Origin of the sequence: Streptosporangium sp. NPDC000563 (assembly GCF_040299985.1) — a bacterium.
GTDB lineage: Bacteria > Actinomycetota > Actinomycetes > Streptosporangiales > Streptosporangiaceae > Streptosporangium.
In genome coordinates this window covers 303,151-320,331 of the sequence record NZ_JBEPDA010000002.1, presented here as the reverse complement: position 1 = coordinate 320,331, position 17,181 = coordinate 303,151, and the positions used below count along the sequence as shown (strand labels likewise).

General features: G+C 69.5%; 16 protein-coding genes. 11 read left to right on the top strand and 5 right to left on the bottom strand.

What is annotated here, in order from left to right:
* The first annotated feature begins 290 nt into the window (after positions 1–290).
* Positions 291–866: a hypothetical protein gene (locus tag ABT352_RS09825; protein WP_350943973.1), complete on the top strand. Its 576-nt coding sequence runs from the start codon at positions 291–293 to the stop codon at positions 864–866.
* A 208-nt stretch (positions 867–1,074) separates the two neighbouring features.
* Here the strand turns inward: ABT352_RS09825 and ABT352_RS09820 are convergent, their stop codons facing one another.
* Positions 1,075–3,018, bottom strand: coding sequence for a primary-amine oxidase (locus ABT352_RS09820; RefSeq protein WP_350943972.1), 1,944 nt, complete (start codon positions 3,016–3,018; stop codon positions 1,075–1,077).
* A gap of 836 nt (positions 3,019–3,854) precedes the next feature.
* Positions 3,855–4,343: an ArsI/CadI family heavy metal resistance metalloenzyme gene (locus tag ABT352_RS09815; RefSeq protein ID WP_350943971.1), complete on the bottom strand. Its 489-nt coding sequence runs from the start codon at positions 4,341–4,343 to the stop codon at positions 3,855–3,857.
* A gap of 125 nt (positions 4,344–4,468) precedes the next feature.
* Here ABT352_RS09815 and ABT352_RS09810 point away from each other — a divergent pair, with 125 nt between their 5' ends.
* From ABT352_RS09810 to ABT352_RS09790, 5 genes are all read left to right on the top strand, one after another.
* The gene (locus ABT352_RS09810; RefSeq protein ID WP_350943969.1) at positions 4,469–4,852 is read left to right on the top strand and encodes a metalloregulator ArsR/SmtB family transcription factor; all 384 of its coding nucleotides are present in this window, start codon (positions 4,469–4,471) and stop codon (positions 4,850–4,852) included.
* A complete protein-coding gene (arsB, locus tag ABT352_RS09805) occupies positions 4,849–5,934 on the top strand; it encodes an ACR3 family arsenite efflux transporter (protein WP_350943968.1) in 1,086 nt (361 codons plus the stop codon). The genes ABT352_RS09810 and arsB overlap by 4 nt, the downstream gene beginning before the upstream one ends.
* 68 nt (positions 5,935–6,002) lie before the next feature.
* Complete coding sequence (locus ABT352_RS09800; protein ID WP_350943966.1) at positions 6,003–6,419, top strand: arsenate reductase ArsC; 417 nt, start codon at positions 6,003–6,005, stop codon at positions 6,417–6,419.
* Between the two features lie 29 nt (positions 6,420–6,448).
* Entirely contained in the window at positions 6,449–6,973 is a 525-nt protein-coding gene (locus ABT352_RS09795; RefSeq protein ID WP_350943964.1) for a GNAT family N-acetyltransferase, read from the top strand.
* 89 nt (positions 6,974–7,062) lie between these two features.
* Positions 7,063–8,019, top strand: a complete 957-nt coding sequence (locus ABT352_RS09790; protein ID WP_350943962.1) for a TIGR01777 family oxidoreductase — start codon at positions 7,063–7,065, stop codon at positions 8,017–8,019.
* Between the two features lie 182 nt (positions 8,020–8,201).
* Here ABT352_RS09790 and ABT352_RS09785 read toward each other — a convergent pair whose 3' ends face one another.
* Positions 8,202–8,498 carry a hypothetical protein gene (locus tag ABT352_RS09785; RefSeq protein ID WP_350943960.1) on the bottom strand — a complete coding sequence of 99 codons (297 nt, stop codon included), beginning with the start codon at positions 8,496–8,498 and terminating at the stop codon, positions 8,202–8,204.
* A 180-nt stretch (positions 8,499–8,678) separates the two neighbouring features.
* Here ABT352_RS09785 and ABT352_RS09780 point away from each other — a divergent pair, with 180 nt between their 5' ends.
* Together ABT352_RS09780 and ABT352_RS09775 are read left to right on the top strand one after the other, a co-directional pair.
* Complete coding sequence (locus tag ABT352_RS09780) at positions 8,679–8,939, top strand: type II toxin-antitoxin system Phd/YefM family antitoxin (RefSeq protein ID WP_350943959.1); 261 nt, start codon at positions 8,679–8,681, stop codon at positions 8,937–8,939.
* Positions 8,924–9,331 (top strand): PIN domain-containing protein, encoded by a 408-nt coding sequence (locus ABT352_RS09775; RefSeq protein ID WP_350943958.1) that lies wholly within the window; start codon positions 8,924–8,926, stop codon positions 9,329–9,331. Before ABT352_RS09780 ends, ABT352_RS09775 begins: the two co-directional genes overlap by 16 nt.
* A gap of 119 nt (positions 9,332–9,450) precedes the next feature.
* On the opposite strand, the gene ABT352_RS09770 is transcribed toward ABT352_RS09775, so the two are convergent.
* Together ABT352_RS09770 and ABT352_RS09765 are read right to left on the bottom strand one after the other, a co-directional pair.
* Entirely contained in the window at positions 9,451–11,301 is a 1,851-nt protein-coding gene (locus tag ABT352_RS09770) for a protein kinase domain-containing protein (RefSeq protein WP_350943956.1), read from the bottom strand.
* A gap of 224 nt (positions 11,302–11,525) precedes the next feature.
* Entirely contained in the window at positions 11,526–12,887 is a 1,362-nt protein-coding gene (locus tag ABT352_RS09765) for an FAD-binding oxidoreductase (protein WP_350943955.1), read from the bottom strand.
* A 276-nt stretch (positions 12,888–13,163) separates the two neighbouring features.
* Here ABT352_RS09765 and ABT352_RS09760 point away from each other — a divergent pair, with 276 nt between their 5' ends.
* From ABT352_RS09760 to ABT352_RS09750, 3 genes are all read left to right on the top strand, one after another.
* Positions 13,164–15,857: an immune inhibitor A domain-containing protein gene (locus tag ABT352_RS09760; protein ID WP_350943954.1), complete on the top strand. Its 2,694-nt coding sequence runs from the start codon at positions 13,164–13,166 to the stop codon at positions 15,855–15,857.
* 111 nt (positions 15,858–15,968) lie between these two features.
* Positions 15,969–16,907: a diacylglycerol/lipid kinase family protein gene (locus ABT352_RS09755; RefSeq protein WP_350943953.1), complete on the top strand. Its 939-nt coding sequence runs from the start codon at positions 15,969–15,971 to the stop codon at positions 16,905–16,907.
* A gap of 91 nt (positions 16,908–16,998) precedes the next feature.
* On the top strand, positions 16,999–17,157 hold the full coding sequence (locus ABT352_RS09750; protein ID WP_350943952.1) for a hypothetical protein: 159 nt from the start codon (positions 16,999–17,001) through the stop codon (positions 17,155–17,157).
* Positions 17,158–17,181 lie beyond the last annotated feature (24 nt).

The window sequence follows — 17,181 nt, the reverse complement described above, 5'->3', positions numbered from 1 at the left end:
CCTCGAAGGTGGCGAGCCCGGCGTCCTTCAGGCGCCGGGTGGCCGCCTCCACCTGGGCGGTGTCGGTGACCTCGACGCCCAGGTGGTCCAGGCGGGTACACCGCCGCTATGAACGCCTGGCCGCTCACTTCGCATCCTTCGTCGCCATCGCCGCAGCCCTTGTCTGCTACCGCCGACTCGCCAAATGAGTCACCGTCTTAGTGTTGTTTTTAGTCTGGAAACTACGGACGAGCCCCTAGTGGCCGCAAAATGACAGTGTTGTCGTCTTAGCTCTGACAAGGAGCTTGGTTATGCGCTCAGCACTTCCACGCACGCTGATGGCGGCAGCCATCGCCCTCGCAGCGGCACTCCTCCCGGCCGAGCCCGCGTCCGCGGGAATCTGGCAGCTCTCCGACGGCTTCGAACCGGCGTCGAACCCGGCCGCCCGCTGGACGTTCACCGACCAGGGCGACTGCGACACCCCGTACTTCCAGAGCGTCGGGATCGCCTCGCCCCGTACCGGCACCGGCATGGCCGGCTTGCGCGTCAGCAACACCGGCGGGTGGTGCGCGATCGGCCGGACCATCTTCCTCACCCCGGTGCCCGCCCACCCCGGCGCCCGCTGTACCGCGGGCGTCTGGCTGGACCTGCGCAACGCCGCGGCAACCTTCAACCTGGAGGTCATCAACCCGGCCGACTGGACCTACATCGCCCTGAAGACGGTACCGGTGGACCAGACGGTGGACCCAGGCTGGCGCCTGCACACGGTGAGCTGGACCGCGCAGCGCTCCGATGTCGTGCTGCGGCTGACCGTGGCAAAGGCCTTCAACCACCAGTTCGCCCCACGCGCCGAACTCGACGACGTCGTCGTCCAGTGCGCCTACTGACTGCTCTGACTCAGTGAAAGTGGCACGCGTCCAGCTCGAAAGCCCTTGGCCGTGCCACCTTCATTGAGCCGGGACACAGTGGTGTGCCCCTGGTCTTGTGGAGGCGGGTTCTTGGATTCTTGTGCCACTCGTTGAGAGGAGATTGGCATGGGGGCCCCGAGCACCGCCGGAAGCAGCGCCCGGCCACCACCTGCTCCGTCTGCGCCTCTCAGGCGCCGTGGTGACAGGGTCCGCCGTGGTGCCTGGCCGTGTCGGCGGGCACGTTCAGTGTGGGGTTGCGGTCGAAGAACCCATAGGGCGTCAACGAGAATCTGGCATGGTCGACCGGCATCACCGGCCAGTCCTCAGGTCGCGGGAAGTGGGTCACGCCGAAGGTGTGCCACAGCACGATGTCTTCACCGTCCAGGGGGCGGTCGCCCGCGACATACGCCGGTAGGCCGTCGCCGCCCGGGTTCTGGTTGACGAACTCGCCTGCCGGATATCGCTCTTCGGACGCGTAGCGGGTGATCCACAGTTCTCGGGTGGTGAACGCCGCCCGGGCGGCGATTGAGGAGGAGGGGTCGGCCAGCAGGGTCGGGTTCTGCTCGGTGCGCAGGACGTAGCCGGTCGGCTGGCCGAGCCGGTTGGTGCGCTCGGTGCTCACGATGTGCCAGGTCCGCCCGACCGAGGCGTCCGCGCTGCGTACCCCCTGGGCCTCGCTGGCGATCCGGGTCCGGGTGTAGCTGAAGGCGTTGCCGTACGGGTTTTCCGATGAGAGCGGCACCCGGGCCGCGTCGACCTCGTCGACCGCGTTGCAGACGCCATCGACCATCATGTCGAGGCGGGCGCTGAACAGGTGCTGGTGGAACGGGGCGCCCAGGCCTGGCGCTACCTCGCCGGCGTAGGGCCATTCTCGTAGCCCGCGGTAGGCCGTGGTGAACAGGATGCCGGTGAGCTTGGCCTCGCACTCGATCCTGCCGTCGAGGTAGAGGTACCAGAAAAAGCCGTAGTCGTAGTTGCCGACCGTGGTGAAGAAGGAGATCACCAGACGGCGCTGGCGGCGGACCTCGGCCGAGTTGGGGGTGTAGATGTCGGTGTGCTTCCAGAGCGTGCCGTAGTCCTCCTCGTGCAGGCAGATCGCGTTGGGGATCTGCTGCACGTTGCCGAGTTCGTCGGCCAGGTCGACGTCGACGTAGTGGATCTCGCCGAGACAGTCGCAGCCGTGGGTGAGCGAGTTCGCATACCGGCCGAAGAGGTATTCGCCGGCGTCGAAGTAGTTCTGCCAGAAGCGGACCGGCGCCGGGTCGCCGTAGGGCACGACCATCTCTGCGATGGAGGCGCGATAGATGACCGGCCGCAGCTCGCCGTCGTGGTCGGGGTCGGTGTAGGCCACATGGTGGAGCACCAGGCCTTCGCGGGCGTCGAAGCCGAAGTGCAAAGACCAGTTCGCCCAGGTGATCCGATCGCCCTGGACCTGGAACGACGGCCCGTCGGGCTGGGTGATCTCGATGGGTTTCAGGGTCTCCAACGGTGCCGGGCGCCCCTGCGGCAGGTGGAACGTGCTCGGCTCCTGCGGCAGCGGGAAGATACCGATGTCGATGACCTCGGTCGCCTTCTTCTCGATCAGGTCGACGTAGGCGCTCAGCCCGTCCACCGGGTGTGCCCAGACGTGGGCGTCGGGGTCGAGCGTGGCGAAGCAGAGCACCCGGATGATCCGCCTGCCCTTCTCGCCGGGCAGGCCGAAGACGCCGGCTGACAGCGGCGCGCATCTGACCTGCTCGGTGGTCAGGTCGCGCCTGGCCAGCGCCTCGACCCAGGCCGGTTCCTGGGCGAGGATTCCCTCGACCGACATGAACTCTTCGTCCATGATCGGCATCGCGCCGCGAGAGCCGTCGACATCGACGATCGTGGCGACCGCGCCGGTGGTGAGGTCGACGCTGACGTCTCGGGCGTCGCCGGTCGTGGTGTCGAGCAGCAGTACCCGCGCCTGGCGGTCGGGCCTTGGCCCGGTGCCGGCCTGGAAGGCGAGTACCTGCTGTTTGTGTGGTTCGAGTAGGCCGATGTAGACGAAGCGGACGCTCTCGCCGGCCAGGCCGGCCTCGCGTACCAGGGTGACGGTCTGCTCGATCTCGGTCGCGGTGAGGCTGGAGACCGGGGTGGTCAGGGGGGTCATGGGGTCCTTTCTCGGGTGGGTCGGCGTCGAGCCGCTCAACGCGACGCTCTGGGCAACAGCAGCGGGATCGAAAACGACGCGACGCCGTCGCTCTGGTCAACGACGGGACTGGCACTGGTACTGGAGACATCCAACGGTCACATATACGGTTCATATGATCACTTAAAGTCACTATCCATGGTTGCGTCCTGCCGCGCAACTGGTGAAATGACCCAAACCCGCTCCGAGAAGACCCCAAACGGCGGTGTCGTTGCCGGTGCTGCCGTAGCTTCTGGGGCGGAGGGCGCTTTTCACTGCCGTGGCGCCGGTGGCAGGGCGCGTTACGGACGCGCAGAGCCCGGCCTGCGCGCGGGCCTGTTCGGCACACGGTTATGCCTCTGCTGAGGTGCGGCAAGAGGCGAGGGGGTGGACCCGCCGACGCCGGCCGGGCGCCAGCCGCTGCGCGGGCCGCCTGCGCTGACGGCTCGAACCTAATGACTTCCGAGCTCCTCGGGCATCGTGCACACGGTGGCGATGACGACCGGGCTGGGCGGGGGCCGGAGCGGCACCTTACGCTCAGGGCGGTTGAACCCCAGCGCCCTGAGTTCTCTCTCACGATCGAACCCCAGGCGCCGGGGCCCCGCCGGGCCCCCGTCGGGCCTGCGCCGGAGAAGCGGCGGAGTCTTTTCGCATCCGCGGTGCTTGCCCGCCGAGAAACCACTCCATCAGCGCCGGGTCGGCATCCCACCCAGATTCACATCATCCCTTCCGCTGTCGCTTTCTGCCGCGGCCGGCCGTGTGGTTCCTGGCGGGGTTGTCGCGCGTTGTGGCAGGCAGGGTGATCTCTCGGTGGTTCGTCAGCAGCAGCCGGTGCTCGCCGCGGCGCCGACCGGCTGGTCCGGGGCCTGTTCCGCAGTCGGGCCGCAGGCGCACGGGGCCGCGGGGTCCTGGTCGGCGGTCGCGGACTTGCCCAGGACGTCGGCGTCGGCCTTGACCACGTACACCTCCCACGGCTCGGCGCCGGGACCGGTCACCCACACCTTGTCCTGCAGGGCGTAGCAGCAGGAGGTGTCGTTCTCCTCGAAGGTGGCGAGCCCGGCGTCCTTCAGGCGCCGGGTGGCCGCCTCCACCTGGGCGGTGTCGGTGACCTCGACGCCCAGGTGGTCCAGGCGGGTGTCGTGGCCTTCCTCACCCTCCAGGAGCACCAGCTTCAGTGGCGGCTCGGCGATGGCGAAGTTGGCGTAACCGGGGCGGCGCTTGGCGGGTTCCACGCCGAACAGCTTGGAGTAGAAGGCGATCGAGCCCTCCAGGTCGGAGACGCGCAGGGCGAGCTGGACACGGGACATGGTGGTCCTCCAGGAGGTTCCGGCGGGTGGTGGCGGTCACCGCCCGCATCGTTGTTTCGATGAATATCTATTCAGCGGGTGTCGCCAGCTTGCAATGGTGCTTAGAGATCTGTCAACTTAGAGCTATGTCGAAACAAGCGCTGCCGATCGTGGACCTGGCCGGGACCGACGAGGCCGGGCAGGCATGCTGCGCGCCGCTGGCGTGCGAGCCGCTGAACGCGGCCGAGGCCGAGGAGCTGGCGCCGTTGTTCAAGGCGATCGCCGATCCGGTGCGGCTGCGGCTGCTGTCGCTGATCGCCTGCCACGAGGGCGGCGAGGCGTGCGTATGCGACCTGACCGGTGCCTTCGAGCTGACCGGGCCGACCATCAGCCACCACCTGAAGGTGCTGCGCCAGGCCGGGCTGATCGACTGCGAACGGCGCGGCACCTGGGTCTACTACTGGGTCAACCCGGGTGTGCTGGCGCGGCTGTCGGCGATCCTGGGGCCGCGCATGCCGGCGATGGCGTGAGCGGCGCCGCGCAGGCACCGTCCGCCCCGGCGGGGACCGAAGCGGTGCCGCCGGTGCGGTTGTCGAGGCTGGACCGGTGGCTGCCGGTCTGGATCGCCGCCGCGATGGCCGCCGGGCTGGTGGCGGGCCGGGCGATCCCCGGTCTGGGCGCCGCCCTGGAGGTCGTGCAGGTCGACGGCATCTCGCTGCCGATCGCGCTGGGCCTGCTGGTGATGATGTATCCGGTGCTGGCCAAGGTCCGCTACGACCGGCTGGAGACGGTGACCGGTGACCGGCGGCTGCTGGTCACCTCGCTGGTGCTGAACTGGGTGGCCGGTCCCGCGCTGATGTTCGCCCTGGCCTGGCTCTTCCTGCCAGACCTGCCCGACTACCGCACCGGCCTGATCATCGTCGGGCTGGCCCGGTGTATCGCCATGGTCGTCATCTGGAACGACCTGGCCTGCGGGGACCGGGAGGCCGCCGCCGTGCTGGTCGCGCTCAACAGCGCCTTCCAGGTGATCGCCTTCGCCGGGCTCGGCTGGTTCTACCTGGTCGCGCTGCCTGGCCGGCTCGGCCTGCCCGCCGCCGCGCTGGACGTGTCCACCTGGGACATCGCCCGCTCCGTGCTCATCTTCCTCGGAATCCCGCTGGCGGCCGGATACCTCACTCGCCGCCTGGGGGAGAAGACCAAGGGCCGCACCTGGTACGAGACCCGTTTCCTGCCGAAGATCGGTCCGGTGGCGCTGTGGGGTCTGCTGTTCACCATCGTGATCCTGTTCGCCCTGCAGGGCGACGCGATCACCTCCAAGCCGCTCGACGTCGCGCGGATCGCGCTGCCGCTGCTGGTCTACTTCGCGCTCATGTGGGTCGGTGCCTTCGCCCTGGGCCACCTGGTCGGTCTTGGATACGCGCGCACCGCGACGCTGGCGTTCACCGCGGCGGGCAACAACTTCGAACTCGCCATCGCGGTCGCGATCGCCACCTTCGGCGTCACCTCCGGCCAGGCCCTGGCCGGGGTGGTCGGCCCGCTGATCGAGGTGCCCGTCCTGCTCGCGCTGGTCTACCTCTCCCTGGCCCTGCGCCACCGCCTCGCCCGCGCGTGAGCCGAGAACCTCTGTTGTCCCTGTCCTTCGACCGGCTACGGGCCGCCGCCCGCTTTCAAGGAGCCTTCATGTCCACCCTTCCCGAGGTTCTGTTCGTCTGCGTGCACAACGCCGGACGTTCCCAGATGGCCGCCGCCCTGCTGGAGCACCACGCCGCCGGAAGTGTCACCGTCCGCTCGGCCGGATCCGCCCCCGCCGACTCCATCAACCCGGCCGTCATCACGGTCATGGACGAGCTCGGCCTGGACCTGACCCGCGCGTTCCCCAAACCGCTCACCGGCGAGGCAGTCCAGGCCGCCGACGTGGTCGTCACCATGGGCTGCGGCGACGCCTGCCCGATCTTCCCCGGCAAACGCTACCTGGACTGGCAGCTGGCCGACCCGGCCGGTCAGGGCGTCGAGCAGGTACGCCTCATCCGCGACGAGATCGATGCCAGGGTTCGCGCGCTGCTGGCCGAACTGGTCCCCGCCGCAGGCCGGGCATGACCACCACTGCGGGGCCACGCGTCACGGCCATGACCGCGAGGCATGGCGCGCAGGTGCTGGACATCTACCGACTTGGCATCGACGAAGGCCAGGCGACCTTCGAAACCGCCGTCCCGACCTGGGAACACTTTGTGGCGGCCAAGCTGCCCGCCCACAGTCACGTCGCCGTCGACACCGACACCGACACCGACACCGACACCGACAGCGACACCGACAGCGATCGGGACGGTGACCGGGTGCTGGGCTGGGTCGCGGCGACGGCGGTCTCCGACCGGTGCGCGTACGCCGGGGTGGTGGAGCACTCGGTCTACGTCCACCCCGAGGCCCGAGGACGCGGTGTCGGCTCCGCGCTGCTCGCGGCACTGATCGCCTCCACCGAGGCCGCCGGGATCTGGACGATCCAATCCGGCGTCTTCCCCGAGAACACCGCGAGCCTCGCCCTGCACGCACGCGCCGGGTTCCGGGTGATCGGCATCCGTGAGCGGATCGGACGCCACCACGGCGTCTGGCGTGACGTCGTACTGATCGAGCGCCGCAGCTCGGTCGTCTCCTGACTCGCACCCGAATCCGTCGGTGGGCGACCGCTTTTGAACGCGTTCAGCGTGCCGCGCTAGGCTGGCCTCACACGTTCTGGGGAGTCCGAATGAAAATAGTGATACCCGGAGGAAGCGGTCAGGTAGGCGCGATCCTGGATCGTGCGATGACCGCCGCAGGACATGACGTCGTGGTGCTGACCAGGCGGCCGGTGCGGGAGCGCGACGTGCGCTGGGACGGGGAGACCCTGGGGCCCTGGACGCGGGAGATCGACGGCAGCGACGTCGTGGTCAACCTGGCGGGGCGCAGCGTCGACTGCCGCTACACCGCCGCCAACCTCAGGGCGATGATGGACTCGCGCGTGCACTCCACCCGGGTCGTGGGCGAGGCGATCGCCGCCGCCGCGCGACCTCCCCGGGTCTGGTTGCAGATGAGCACCGCCACCGTCTACGCGCACCGCTTCGACGCGCCCAACGACGAGGCGACCGGTGTGATCGGCGGCGGCGAACCCGGTGTCCCGGACTACTGGGCCTACAGCGTCGAGATCGCGAAAGCGTGGGAGCGGGAGCAGGAACGGGCCGAAACCCCGCACACGCGCAAGGTCGCCCTGCGTACCGCGATGGTGATGAGTCCCGATCGCGGCGGTGTCCTCGACGTCCTGCTGCGGATGACGCGGCTCGGGCTCGGCGGTCCGATCGCGGGTGGCGCGCAGTACATGTCCTGGATCCACGACCGCGACTTCGTCCGCGCCGTCGAGTTCCTGGCCGAGCGGGACGACCTCGCCGGGCCGGTGAACCTCGCCGCCCCCGAGCCGCTGCCGCAGCGCGCCTTCATGCGCGCGCTGCGCGCGGCGTGGGGGATCCGGGTCGGCCTGCCCGCGACGAGGTGGATGGCCGGGCTCGGTGCGTTCGTGCTGCGCTCGGACACCGAACTCCTGCTGAAGAGCCGCCGGGTCGTCCCCGGCCGTCTGCTCGAAGCGGGCTTCACCTTCGACCACGCCCGCTGGCCGGAGGCCGCCGACGACCTCGTGAAGCGTGTGCGAGAAGGGGACCGCGTCCCGGTGTGAGCCTCCCGGGGGAGTGGACGGGCGTTCCGCGGCTCGTGCGGAGACGCTATCCCCGAGACGACGCCCCGCCGGTGTCCGGAGGAACCCCGAAGACCGCAGGATGGTCACTTTGCTGACGGGCTGGAACGCCGGAGAGCGCCGATCCCCTGCATGGGGATCGGCGCTCTCCTGTGTCTCAGGGATCAGGCGCGCCGCCAGCGCCAGTACGGGTCGCTGTTCTTGTACAGGCACCGGTACTTGCGGTTGGTGACCTTGGCGTACCCGTACTTTCCGCGTGCGGCCTTCGGGCAGAAGGCACCGGGGGTGATGCACCGCCAGACCTGCTTGTCCTGTCGGTACTGGCAGGCGGCGTGACTACCCGCTGAAACGGCGGGGGCCTGGGCGTGGAGGGTTGCCGCCGAGGCGGGCAGGGCTACGGCGGCCGGTGCGATCAGGGCACTGCCGACCAGGGCCGCCGACACGAGGAGGTTCTTGAGCAAGGGGAGGCTCCGAAGGGAGGGAATATGTGCTCTTCCTATGACTCCCAGCGGACCCAGCTGGTTTGCCGGGGATGTGGTGAGAATCCAGCTTTTTCCAGCGCGTTCACTTCCAGGCCGCCGCCCTGTTGGCTGGATGCCGAGGCGAGGCGATTCCTGCTAAAAATCAGATAGTCTGATTTCATGAAGGTGATGACTGCCACTGAGGCGTCTCGGAGCTTCGCGGTCGTTCTGGACGAGGCTGAGAGGGGGGAGACGATCGTGGTCACTCGCGGAGGTAAACGGATCGCGGTAATCGGTCCCGCGCCCGCGGCGCCGGGGCGTATGGTCAAAGCCTTCCTGGCCAGGGCCGCGGAGACGCTGGACGCCGACTTCGAGGCCGATGTCGCGATGGCCAGGGAGGCGGTCGACGACGAGATGAGGAGCACGTGGCCCGACGCCTGATCCTGGACACCGGCGTACTGATCGCGGCGGAGCGGGGCAAGGCCGCCGTGGACGCGGTGATCGGGGATGCCGACGATGTGGCGATCGCCGCGATCACCGTGGCCGAGCTGCTCGTCGGTGTGGAGCTGGCGGATGCGGCGCGTCGTCCCGGGCGACAGGCCTTCGTGGACGAGGTTCTGGCGTTGATACCGGTCGAGGAGTACACGGTGGACGTCGCCAAGGTGCACGCTCGCCTCCTGGCCGATGTGCGCCGCTCGGGGAAGGCACGGGGAGCGTACGATCTGCTGATCGCCGCGACGGCGGCCGCCACCGCGAGGACCGTGATCACGATGGATTCGTCCGCCGGGTTCGACGACCTGCCCGGAGTCCACGCGCAAGTCGTTTCCCGCTGAACGCCACAATGTCCGGTTTCCGCTGCTCTTGGGCGAAATGCATGCGCGAGGTGGTGGAAACGACCGGAGTCGGCCGGACCGGATGAAACGGAAGCCGACGAAGCCGGGATCCCCCGTGCTCAGCCGCAGTGGCTCCAGCCGCTCTTCCAGGACCGTGATCCGTACGAACCGCCCCAGATCACGCACTTCTTCCCGGCGGGAAGCCGTACGGGACCCGCGTAGGCGGTGAATTTACCGGGGTCGCTAGCGGCGGAGCCGCCCTTCACCTGGAGGATCGCGTTCATCGCGACCTTGGAGGAGGTCACGTATCGGGCCATCGTGACGACGCAGTTCTTGCCCTGGGCGGCGTTGTAGAGGAGATAGACGGTCGCCGCGTTGCCCAGCGCCCTGGAGTTGATCACCTTGTAGCCGCCGCCGCAGACGCCGGTGGCCGTGTGGGGGTTGGGCCTCCGCGGTGGCTCGGTGGTGGGTTTCGCCGTCGGTTTCGCCGTGGGTGTCGGGGACGGCGAGGGCTTGGAGGGGGCGCTCGGCTGCGGCGAGGTCGTCGGTCCTGGAGTCTGTGCGGGGGAGTTGTCGGGTTTCGCCGTCGGCTTCTCCGTCCCCCCGGCCGGATCCTCGTCCGGCCGGGGGGACGGCCGCGCGGTGCGCCGGGACGGAGAGGACGTGATCGCGGGGGCCGTCTCGGTTCTCTCCTCCGCCTCGGAAACCCTTTCCGAGGGCTGGGAGGACTCCTTCGGAACCTCGGGGACGAGCGTCGGATCGGGCTCCGGCTCCGTGACCTCCGACGCGGTGGGGGTCGCCGCCGGCCGCGTCGCCGCGGCCTTCCCGTTGTCCTGGAAGAGCACCACGGCCCCCGCGGTCGCGCCGAGCGCGGCCACGACCGCCACTCCGGCGAGCAGGAGCCCTGCGGGCCGGGGCCTCTTTCTTGCGTGGAGATCGGGACCGTTCGGACCTGATCCGCCCGGCGACGGTCCGGTCTGTGATGGCCCGCCCTGGTTCGGTCCGGCCTGGTGTGGTGGGCCGTACCCGCCCTGTACGCCCGGTCGCGGGGGCGTCGCGGACGTGGGGCCGGTGGCGGGAGCGGAACCGGGACCGGTCGCGGCAGTGGCGCCGGGTGCGGGGCCGAGATGGGGGAGGGCGGCCGGGTGCGGGACGGGGCCGGTGGGGGCCGCGCCCATCAGGTGGCTGACGAGCTGTTCGGCGGTGGGGCGCGAGGCGGGGTCCTTGGACAGGCAGGCCGCGACCAGGTCGCGCAGCGGTCCCTCAAGCGTGCCCAGTTCCGGCTGCGCGTTCAGGATCCGGTTGATCACGATCGCGATGGAGTCCTGGCCGAACGCGGGGCTGCCGGTCGCGGCGAAGACCATCGTGACGCCCCAGGCGAACACGTCGGCCGCGGGTGTCACCTCGCCGGGGCCGAGCTGCTCGGGCGCGAGGTAGGAGGGGGTCCCCATCGCGACACCGGTCGCCGTCATCCCCGGCGCGTCCAGTGCCCTGGCGATGCCGAAGTCGATCACCACCGGGCCCTCGGGCCCCATCAGCACGTTGGCGGGCTTGAAGTCGCGGTGCAGGATGCCCGCGCGGTGGATCGCCGACAGCGCGGTGGCCGTACTGACGGCTAGACGTTCCAGGGACGCGCCGCGCCGGGGACCCTCTCGGTCGACCAGCAGGCGCAGGGACGGGCCTGGGACGTACTCGCTCACGATGTACGGGCGGCTGCCGGCGAGGTCGGCGTGGAGCACGGCGGCGGTGCAGAACCTGGCGACCCGCTGCGCGACCGACACCTCGCGCAGGAAGCGGGCTCTGGCCTCGGGGTCGCCGACCAGCCCGTGGTGCAGGAGCTTGACGGCGACCTGCTCGCCCTCGGGCCCCCGCCCGAGGTAGACGACTCCCTGGCCGCCCTCGCCGAGCCGTCCGATCAGCTCGAACGGGCCCAGTCGCGGTGGATCCCCCTCGATGAGCGGCGCCGTCACGATGTCCCCCCGAACACGATGTCCCCGAACAAAACCCAAAAAAGGTTTAGATGGGGCAGAACGCTACCAGCGTGAACGGTGAAGGAGATCCCCTCGGGGGTGGAGGCCCGGGTTACTCCGGGATCCCATGACGCCGTCGACGCCGTGCCTCGGAGCTCTCGCGATCTCGCGCCGCGACGACCGGGGAGGCGGGGAATCCGGGGCAGGTCCCCTCAAAGGCCCGCTCAGATCGCCTTGCCCGGGTTGAGGATGCCGAGCGGGTCGAAGACCTGCTTGATCCCGTGGTGGATCTCCTCGGTGACCGGGCCGGTCTCCAGCGCGAGCCAGCGCCGCTTGAGCAGCCCGACGCCGTGCTCGCCGGTGAGGGTGCCCCCCATCTCCAGGGTCTCCCTGAAGAGCTCGTCGGCCGCCGCCCACACCTGCGGCGGTGGCTCGGTCAGGGCGTGGTCGAAGATGAAGACCGGGTGCAGGTTGCCGTCGCCCGCGTGCGCGACCGTGGTGATCAGCACGTCGTGCTTGACGGCGATCGCCTCGATCTTCTCGATCATGTACGGCAGCGAGGAACGCGGCACGCACACGTCCTCCACCAGGCACTTGCCCAGCCGTTCCTTCGCCTGGTAGGCCATCCGCCGGACCCCGATCAGCTCCTCGGCCTCCTGCGCCGACGACGACACCGCGACGAAGGCCGCTCCGTTGGCGGTGCAGAGCTCGGCCATCCGCTCGGAGACGACGGGCCCGTCGGCCGCGTCCGACTGCGCGATCAGCATCGCCCTGGTCGACTCCTCAAGCCCGATGTTCCGCCAGTCGTCGATGGCCTTGAGCGTGTTGCGGTCGAGCATCTCCATCAGCGACGGCTGGCATCCGGCCGCGATGATCGCCGAGACGGCGGCCGCGGCGTCCCTGAGCGAGGTGAACTCGGCCGCGATCGTCGCCGGGTAGACCGAAGGCGCCCTGCGCAGCCGCACCGTCGCCGCGGTGATCACTCCGAGGGTGCCCTCGGAGCCGACGAACAGCCCGGTCAGGTCGTATCCGGTCACGCCCTTCACCGTGCGCCTGCCGGTGTTGATCACCCGCCCGTCGGCGAGCACGACCTCCAGGCCCATCGCCGAGTCGCGGGTCACGCCGTACTTCACGCACCGCAGCCCGCCCGCGTTGGTGGCGAGGTTGCCGCCGATGGTGGAGATCTCGTACGAGGAGGGGTCGGGGGCGTACATCAGCCCGTGCTCGCGGGCGGCCCGGTCCAGGTCGGCGGTGATGACGCCCGGCTCGACCACGGCCATCTCGTCGGCGGGGGAGAGCTCCCTGATCGCCGCCATCCTGTGCAGCGCGAGCACGACGCATCCCTCGACGGCGGTCGCCCCGCCCGCCAGCCCGGTCCCGGCGCCCCTGGGGACGACGGGCACCCGGTGCTCGGTGGCCCATCTCATCACGGCGACCACGTCGTCCCTGGTGTGGGCGAGCACCACGGCGAGCGGTTTGCCCGGCTCCAGGAAGGTCCGGTCACGCGCGTAGGAGTCGGTCACGTCGGGATCGGTCAGCACCTTCTCCGGTGCGAGCGCGGCGGCGAGTGCGGAGATTGCGGTCACATATTGGACTTTACGGCCTATGCCAACGTGCCTTCTCCGGACAAAACGCGTTTTATTGCAGTTTCGCAACATCATTTGGTCTCTTGACTCTTCCTTTACTTTCTCGTCTAACGTCCCCGTTCGGCGCGCTCATACGGCGCGCCGGTGGTGGACGCGTCCGGTGAACCCGGGCGGCAGGAAGGGGACACGTTGTCCGGCAGAGTCAGGAGCGGGAGCGCTCGCAGGCGCCTTCTCGCGATAGTCCCCGTGCTCGGCCTGGCCGTCACGGGATTGGCCGTGAGCGGTGCGTCGGCCGAGAGCGACACCTCGGTCGCGCGGTACGAGCCGACCGCGGCCGACTACTACATCAACTACGCGCCTCCGAGGGACGAGCCGGAGGTCAAGGACCCCGCCGTTCCTTCGGCCAAGGCGCGCAAGGCCGGTCCCTCCAAGAAGATCGCCGAGAAGTACTCGCAGGGCAACCCGGTGGCCGCGCGGGTGCTGGCCGCCCGCGAGGCGCAGGCGATCAGGACAGGGATCAACCCCGCCGACTTCATCTTCAAGAAGTCGAAGACCGTCAAGACGGCCAAGCTCCTCACGCTGCTGGTGGAGTTCGACGACAAGGCCAACGACGACTTCTCCGGCTTCTCCCGCCCGGCCGACGTGAACAGCGAGGACCCGGCCGAGTGCGTCACCGAGCCGCCGGGCACGCTGCTCAACGGCCCGCTGCACAACAGGATCCCCAACCCGGCCACCCTGCCGCACAAGGACAACAACAGCTTCTGGGTGCCCGACTTCAGCCCCGACCACTTCAACAAGATGCTCTACAGCAAGCAGGGCATCACCCAGCGCGTCCGCACCGACCTGACCGACCCCCGCGACGGCCGCAAGGGCATCGACATCTCCGGCTACACCATGAAGAACATGTACGAGGAGATGTCCAAGGGCGCCTACACGGTCACCGGCCAGGCCAGCCCGTGGATCAAGGTCCCGCACTCCGAGGCCTACTACGGCGCGCGTGCCTGCGGCCAGCCGGTGCAGGACATGAGCGGCCACCCGGACAACCCGCGCGGGGCCGGCCAGCTCGCCATCGACGCGGTGAACGCCCTCGCCGCCTCCGACCCGAACTTCCCGTGGGCCGACTACGACCTCGAGGACGTCGGCGACGCCGACGGTGACGGGAACTTCGCCGAGCCCGACGGCGTGATCGACCACCTCGTCCTGGTCCACGCGGGCAAGGACAAGTCCTCCGACGGCGGCGCCGAGGGCACCTACGCGATCTGGGCGCACTCCAGCGCGGTGGCCGGCGGCTACCAGGTGCCCGGCCAGAACGTGAAGATCTCCAACTACATTGTGCAGCCCGAGGACTCCGGCGTCGGCGTCTTCGCCCACGAGTACGGCCACGACCTGGGTCTTCCCGACCTGTACGACACCAGCGGCCAGGCCTCCTCGGCCGTCGACTTCTGGGACCTGATGTCCAGCGGCTCGCACAGCGGCCCGATCTTCCAGTCGATGCCCACCCACATGAGCCTCTGGGGCAAGTGGGTCCTCGGCTGGGCCAACCCCAAGGTCTTCGACCCGGGCGACCGCGCAGGGCTGGTGACGATCGGCCAGGCCTCGCGCACGCCCAAGCTCACCCAGGACGGCGTCAGGGTGAACCTGACGAGCTCTCCGGTGACGATGGTCGAGCCGCACAGCGGCACCAAGACGTTCTGGTCCAACTTCGACCAGGAGTGGGCGAACGTCAAGATCGGCCGTGACGTCCAGGTGCCCGCGGGAAGCGACCTGAAGTTCTGGATGTGGAACAACTACGAGATCGAGGAGGACTGGGACTTCGGCTTCGTCGAGGTCTCCACGGACGGCGGCACGACCTGGGCCCAGCAGAAGGTCTACACCGAGGGCGGCGCCCTGGTCTCCACCGGCGACGACTACCCCGACCCCAACGGCAACCTGGCCGCGTTCGGCAACAAGAAGTACGGCCTCGCCGGTGACACCGGCGGCTGGCGGCACGACTACGTCGACCTCACCCCGTTCGCCGGTACGACCGTCAAGCTGCGCCTGACGTACAACACCGACGCCGCCTACACCCCGCGCGGCTGGCACGTCGACGACTTCGCGCTCACCAACGGCGCCCAGACCGTCTGGAGCGACGACCTGGAGAGCGGTGCCGCCGGCTGGACGGCGAACGGCGGCACCTTCAACGGCACCACCGGCAAGGGCTGGGTCGTCAACGACGGCAAGCGCGAGGTCTCCCGGTTCTACCTGGCCGAGTGGCGCAACCTCGACGGGTTCGACAAGGGCCTGCAGTACACCTACGCCACCAACTACTCCCGTGAGGGCTCCTGGAAGGTGGAGAAGGTCAAGTACAACGCCCCCGGCCTGCTCGTGTGGTTCCGCGACTCCAACTACACCAACAACTCGGTGGCGAACAACCTCGACCTGGCGCCGAGCATCGGCTCCAAGGGCAGCCTGCTCCTCGTCGACTCCCACTTCGACCCGCTGCGGCGGACCGGAGCGGCGGCCGCGAAGGACACCACCACGCTCAAGAACATGAGCGGCCGCGTGCAGAGCTCGAACGCCGCCTTCTCCTTCGCCAAGACCTACCCCTTCACCGAGTGCTTCGAGGGGCCGGGTGAGCCCTTCAGCGAGTACTGCACCAAGGTGGCCGCGCAGAAGGGGGTCTCCGAGTTCACCGACGCGAAGACCTGGTACCCCGGGTTCGAGGCGCGCGGCACCAGCCTGTTCTACCGCGACTTCGACGCCTCCACGGTCGTCCCGTCCGAGGGCGACCAGCCCTACAGCACCCGGATCGTCAACGCCGACGGCACCCCGGCCACCGAGCTGTACGGGACCGACATGGGCAACGGCCACGTCCTCGGCTCGGGCAACCCCGGTGACGAGGGTAAGGCGCTGGGCGTGAAGCTCAAGCTGATCACCCCGCTCCCCGGCGACCTCGGCGCGATCGTGCAGGTCACCCCGCCCAAGAAGTAGGGGCACCGGCCGGCAAGGTAAACGAGATCCCACAATCGGTAGGGCCCCGCCGTCATCGACGGCGGGGCCCTACCATTTGAACGGGCGACCATCCGATCGGACAGGGGCAGCGTGGGAGAGCTTCGAAGCAAGGCCGAGCACACCGAGGCCATCCGGACCAAGGGCAGGGTCTGCGTGGTCGTCAACACGCGCTCGCGCCGAGGCCGGCGCCACTACGCCGCCGTGGTCCGCGCGCTGCGGGCCGAGGGGTTCGACTCGATCCGTTTCCTGCCGGTGGTCGACCCCAAGCGCCTGCGCGCCACCCTGGAGGAGGCCCTCGCCTCCGAGCCCGACCTGCTCGTCGTGGGGGGCGGCGACGGCACGCTCAGCGCCGCCGTCAAGCACGTCGCCCACCGCGACGTCGCCCTGGGCGTGCTGCCCCTGGGCACGACCAACAACTTCGTCCGAAGCCTGGGCGTCCCCCTCGACCTCGCCGGAGCGATCCGGGTGCTGCGCACGGGGAAGGTCGCCGACATCGACCTGGGCGTGGCCGGAGACCGCGAGTTCGCCAACCTGGCCAGTTTCGGGGTCTCCGTGGAGGTGGCGGGCAAGGTCAGGCACGGGGTGAAGCGTCTTCTCGGCCGCGCCGCCTACCCGCTCACGGCCCTCACGATCCTGCCGGGCCACCGGCCGTTCCGTGCCTTCCTCACCGTGGACGGGCGCCGCCACGAGCTGCTCACCCACCAGCTCAACATCGCCAACGGCCGTTTCCACGGCGGCTGGCAGGTCGCCAGGGACATCAGCATCGACAACGGGCTCCTGGTCGCGTACCAGCTCGGCTCGGGCAAGCGCCTGCGCCTGCTGCTGGAGACCATGGTCCGCGCCGGCAGCGGCCGCTGGCGCAGCCTGGCGGGAGGCCCCTTCGTGGTGGGGCGCGAGATGCACCTGGAGACCGACCCGCCGATGGCCGCCGACGTCGACGGCGAGGTCCGCCTGATGACCCCGATCACGATCCGCACCATCCCCAACGGCCTGCGGGTGATGGTCCCCGACGACTTCGTCGACTCCTGAGCCCGGTGCGGTCCCGGTGCGGCCCGGTGTCGGCGGCGATTGGAACCGGCGTCACCGGGTAGTCGGAGGTCTCCGACAGATGGAGGGCACCATGGCATCGCTGATCGACCGGGTCCGACGCTACCTGAGCACCCCGCAGGGACGGCGGAACATGGAGAAGGCCAAGACCATGGCCCGCGACCCGCGCAACCAGCAGAGGCTGCGCGGACTCCTCGACCGCTTCCGCGGCGGCCCCACCCGCCGCCGCTGACCTCGCCCGCGCCGGGCTCAGGCC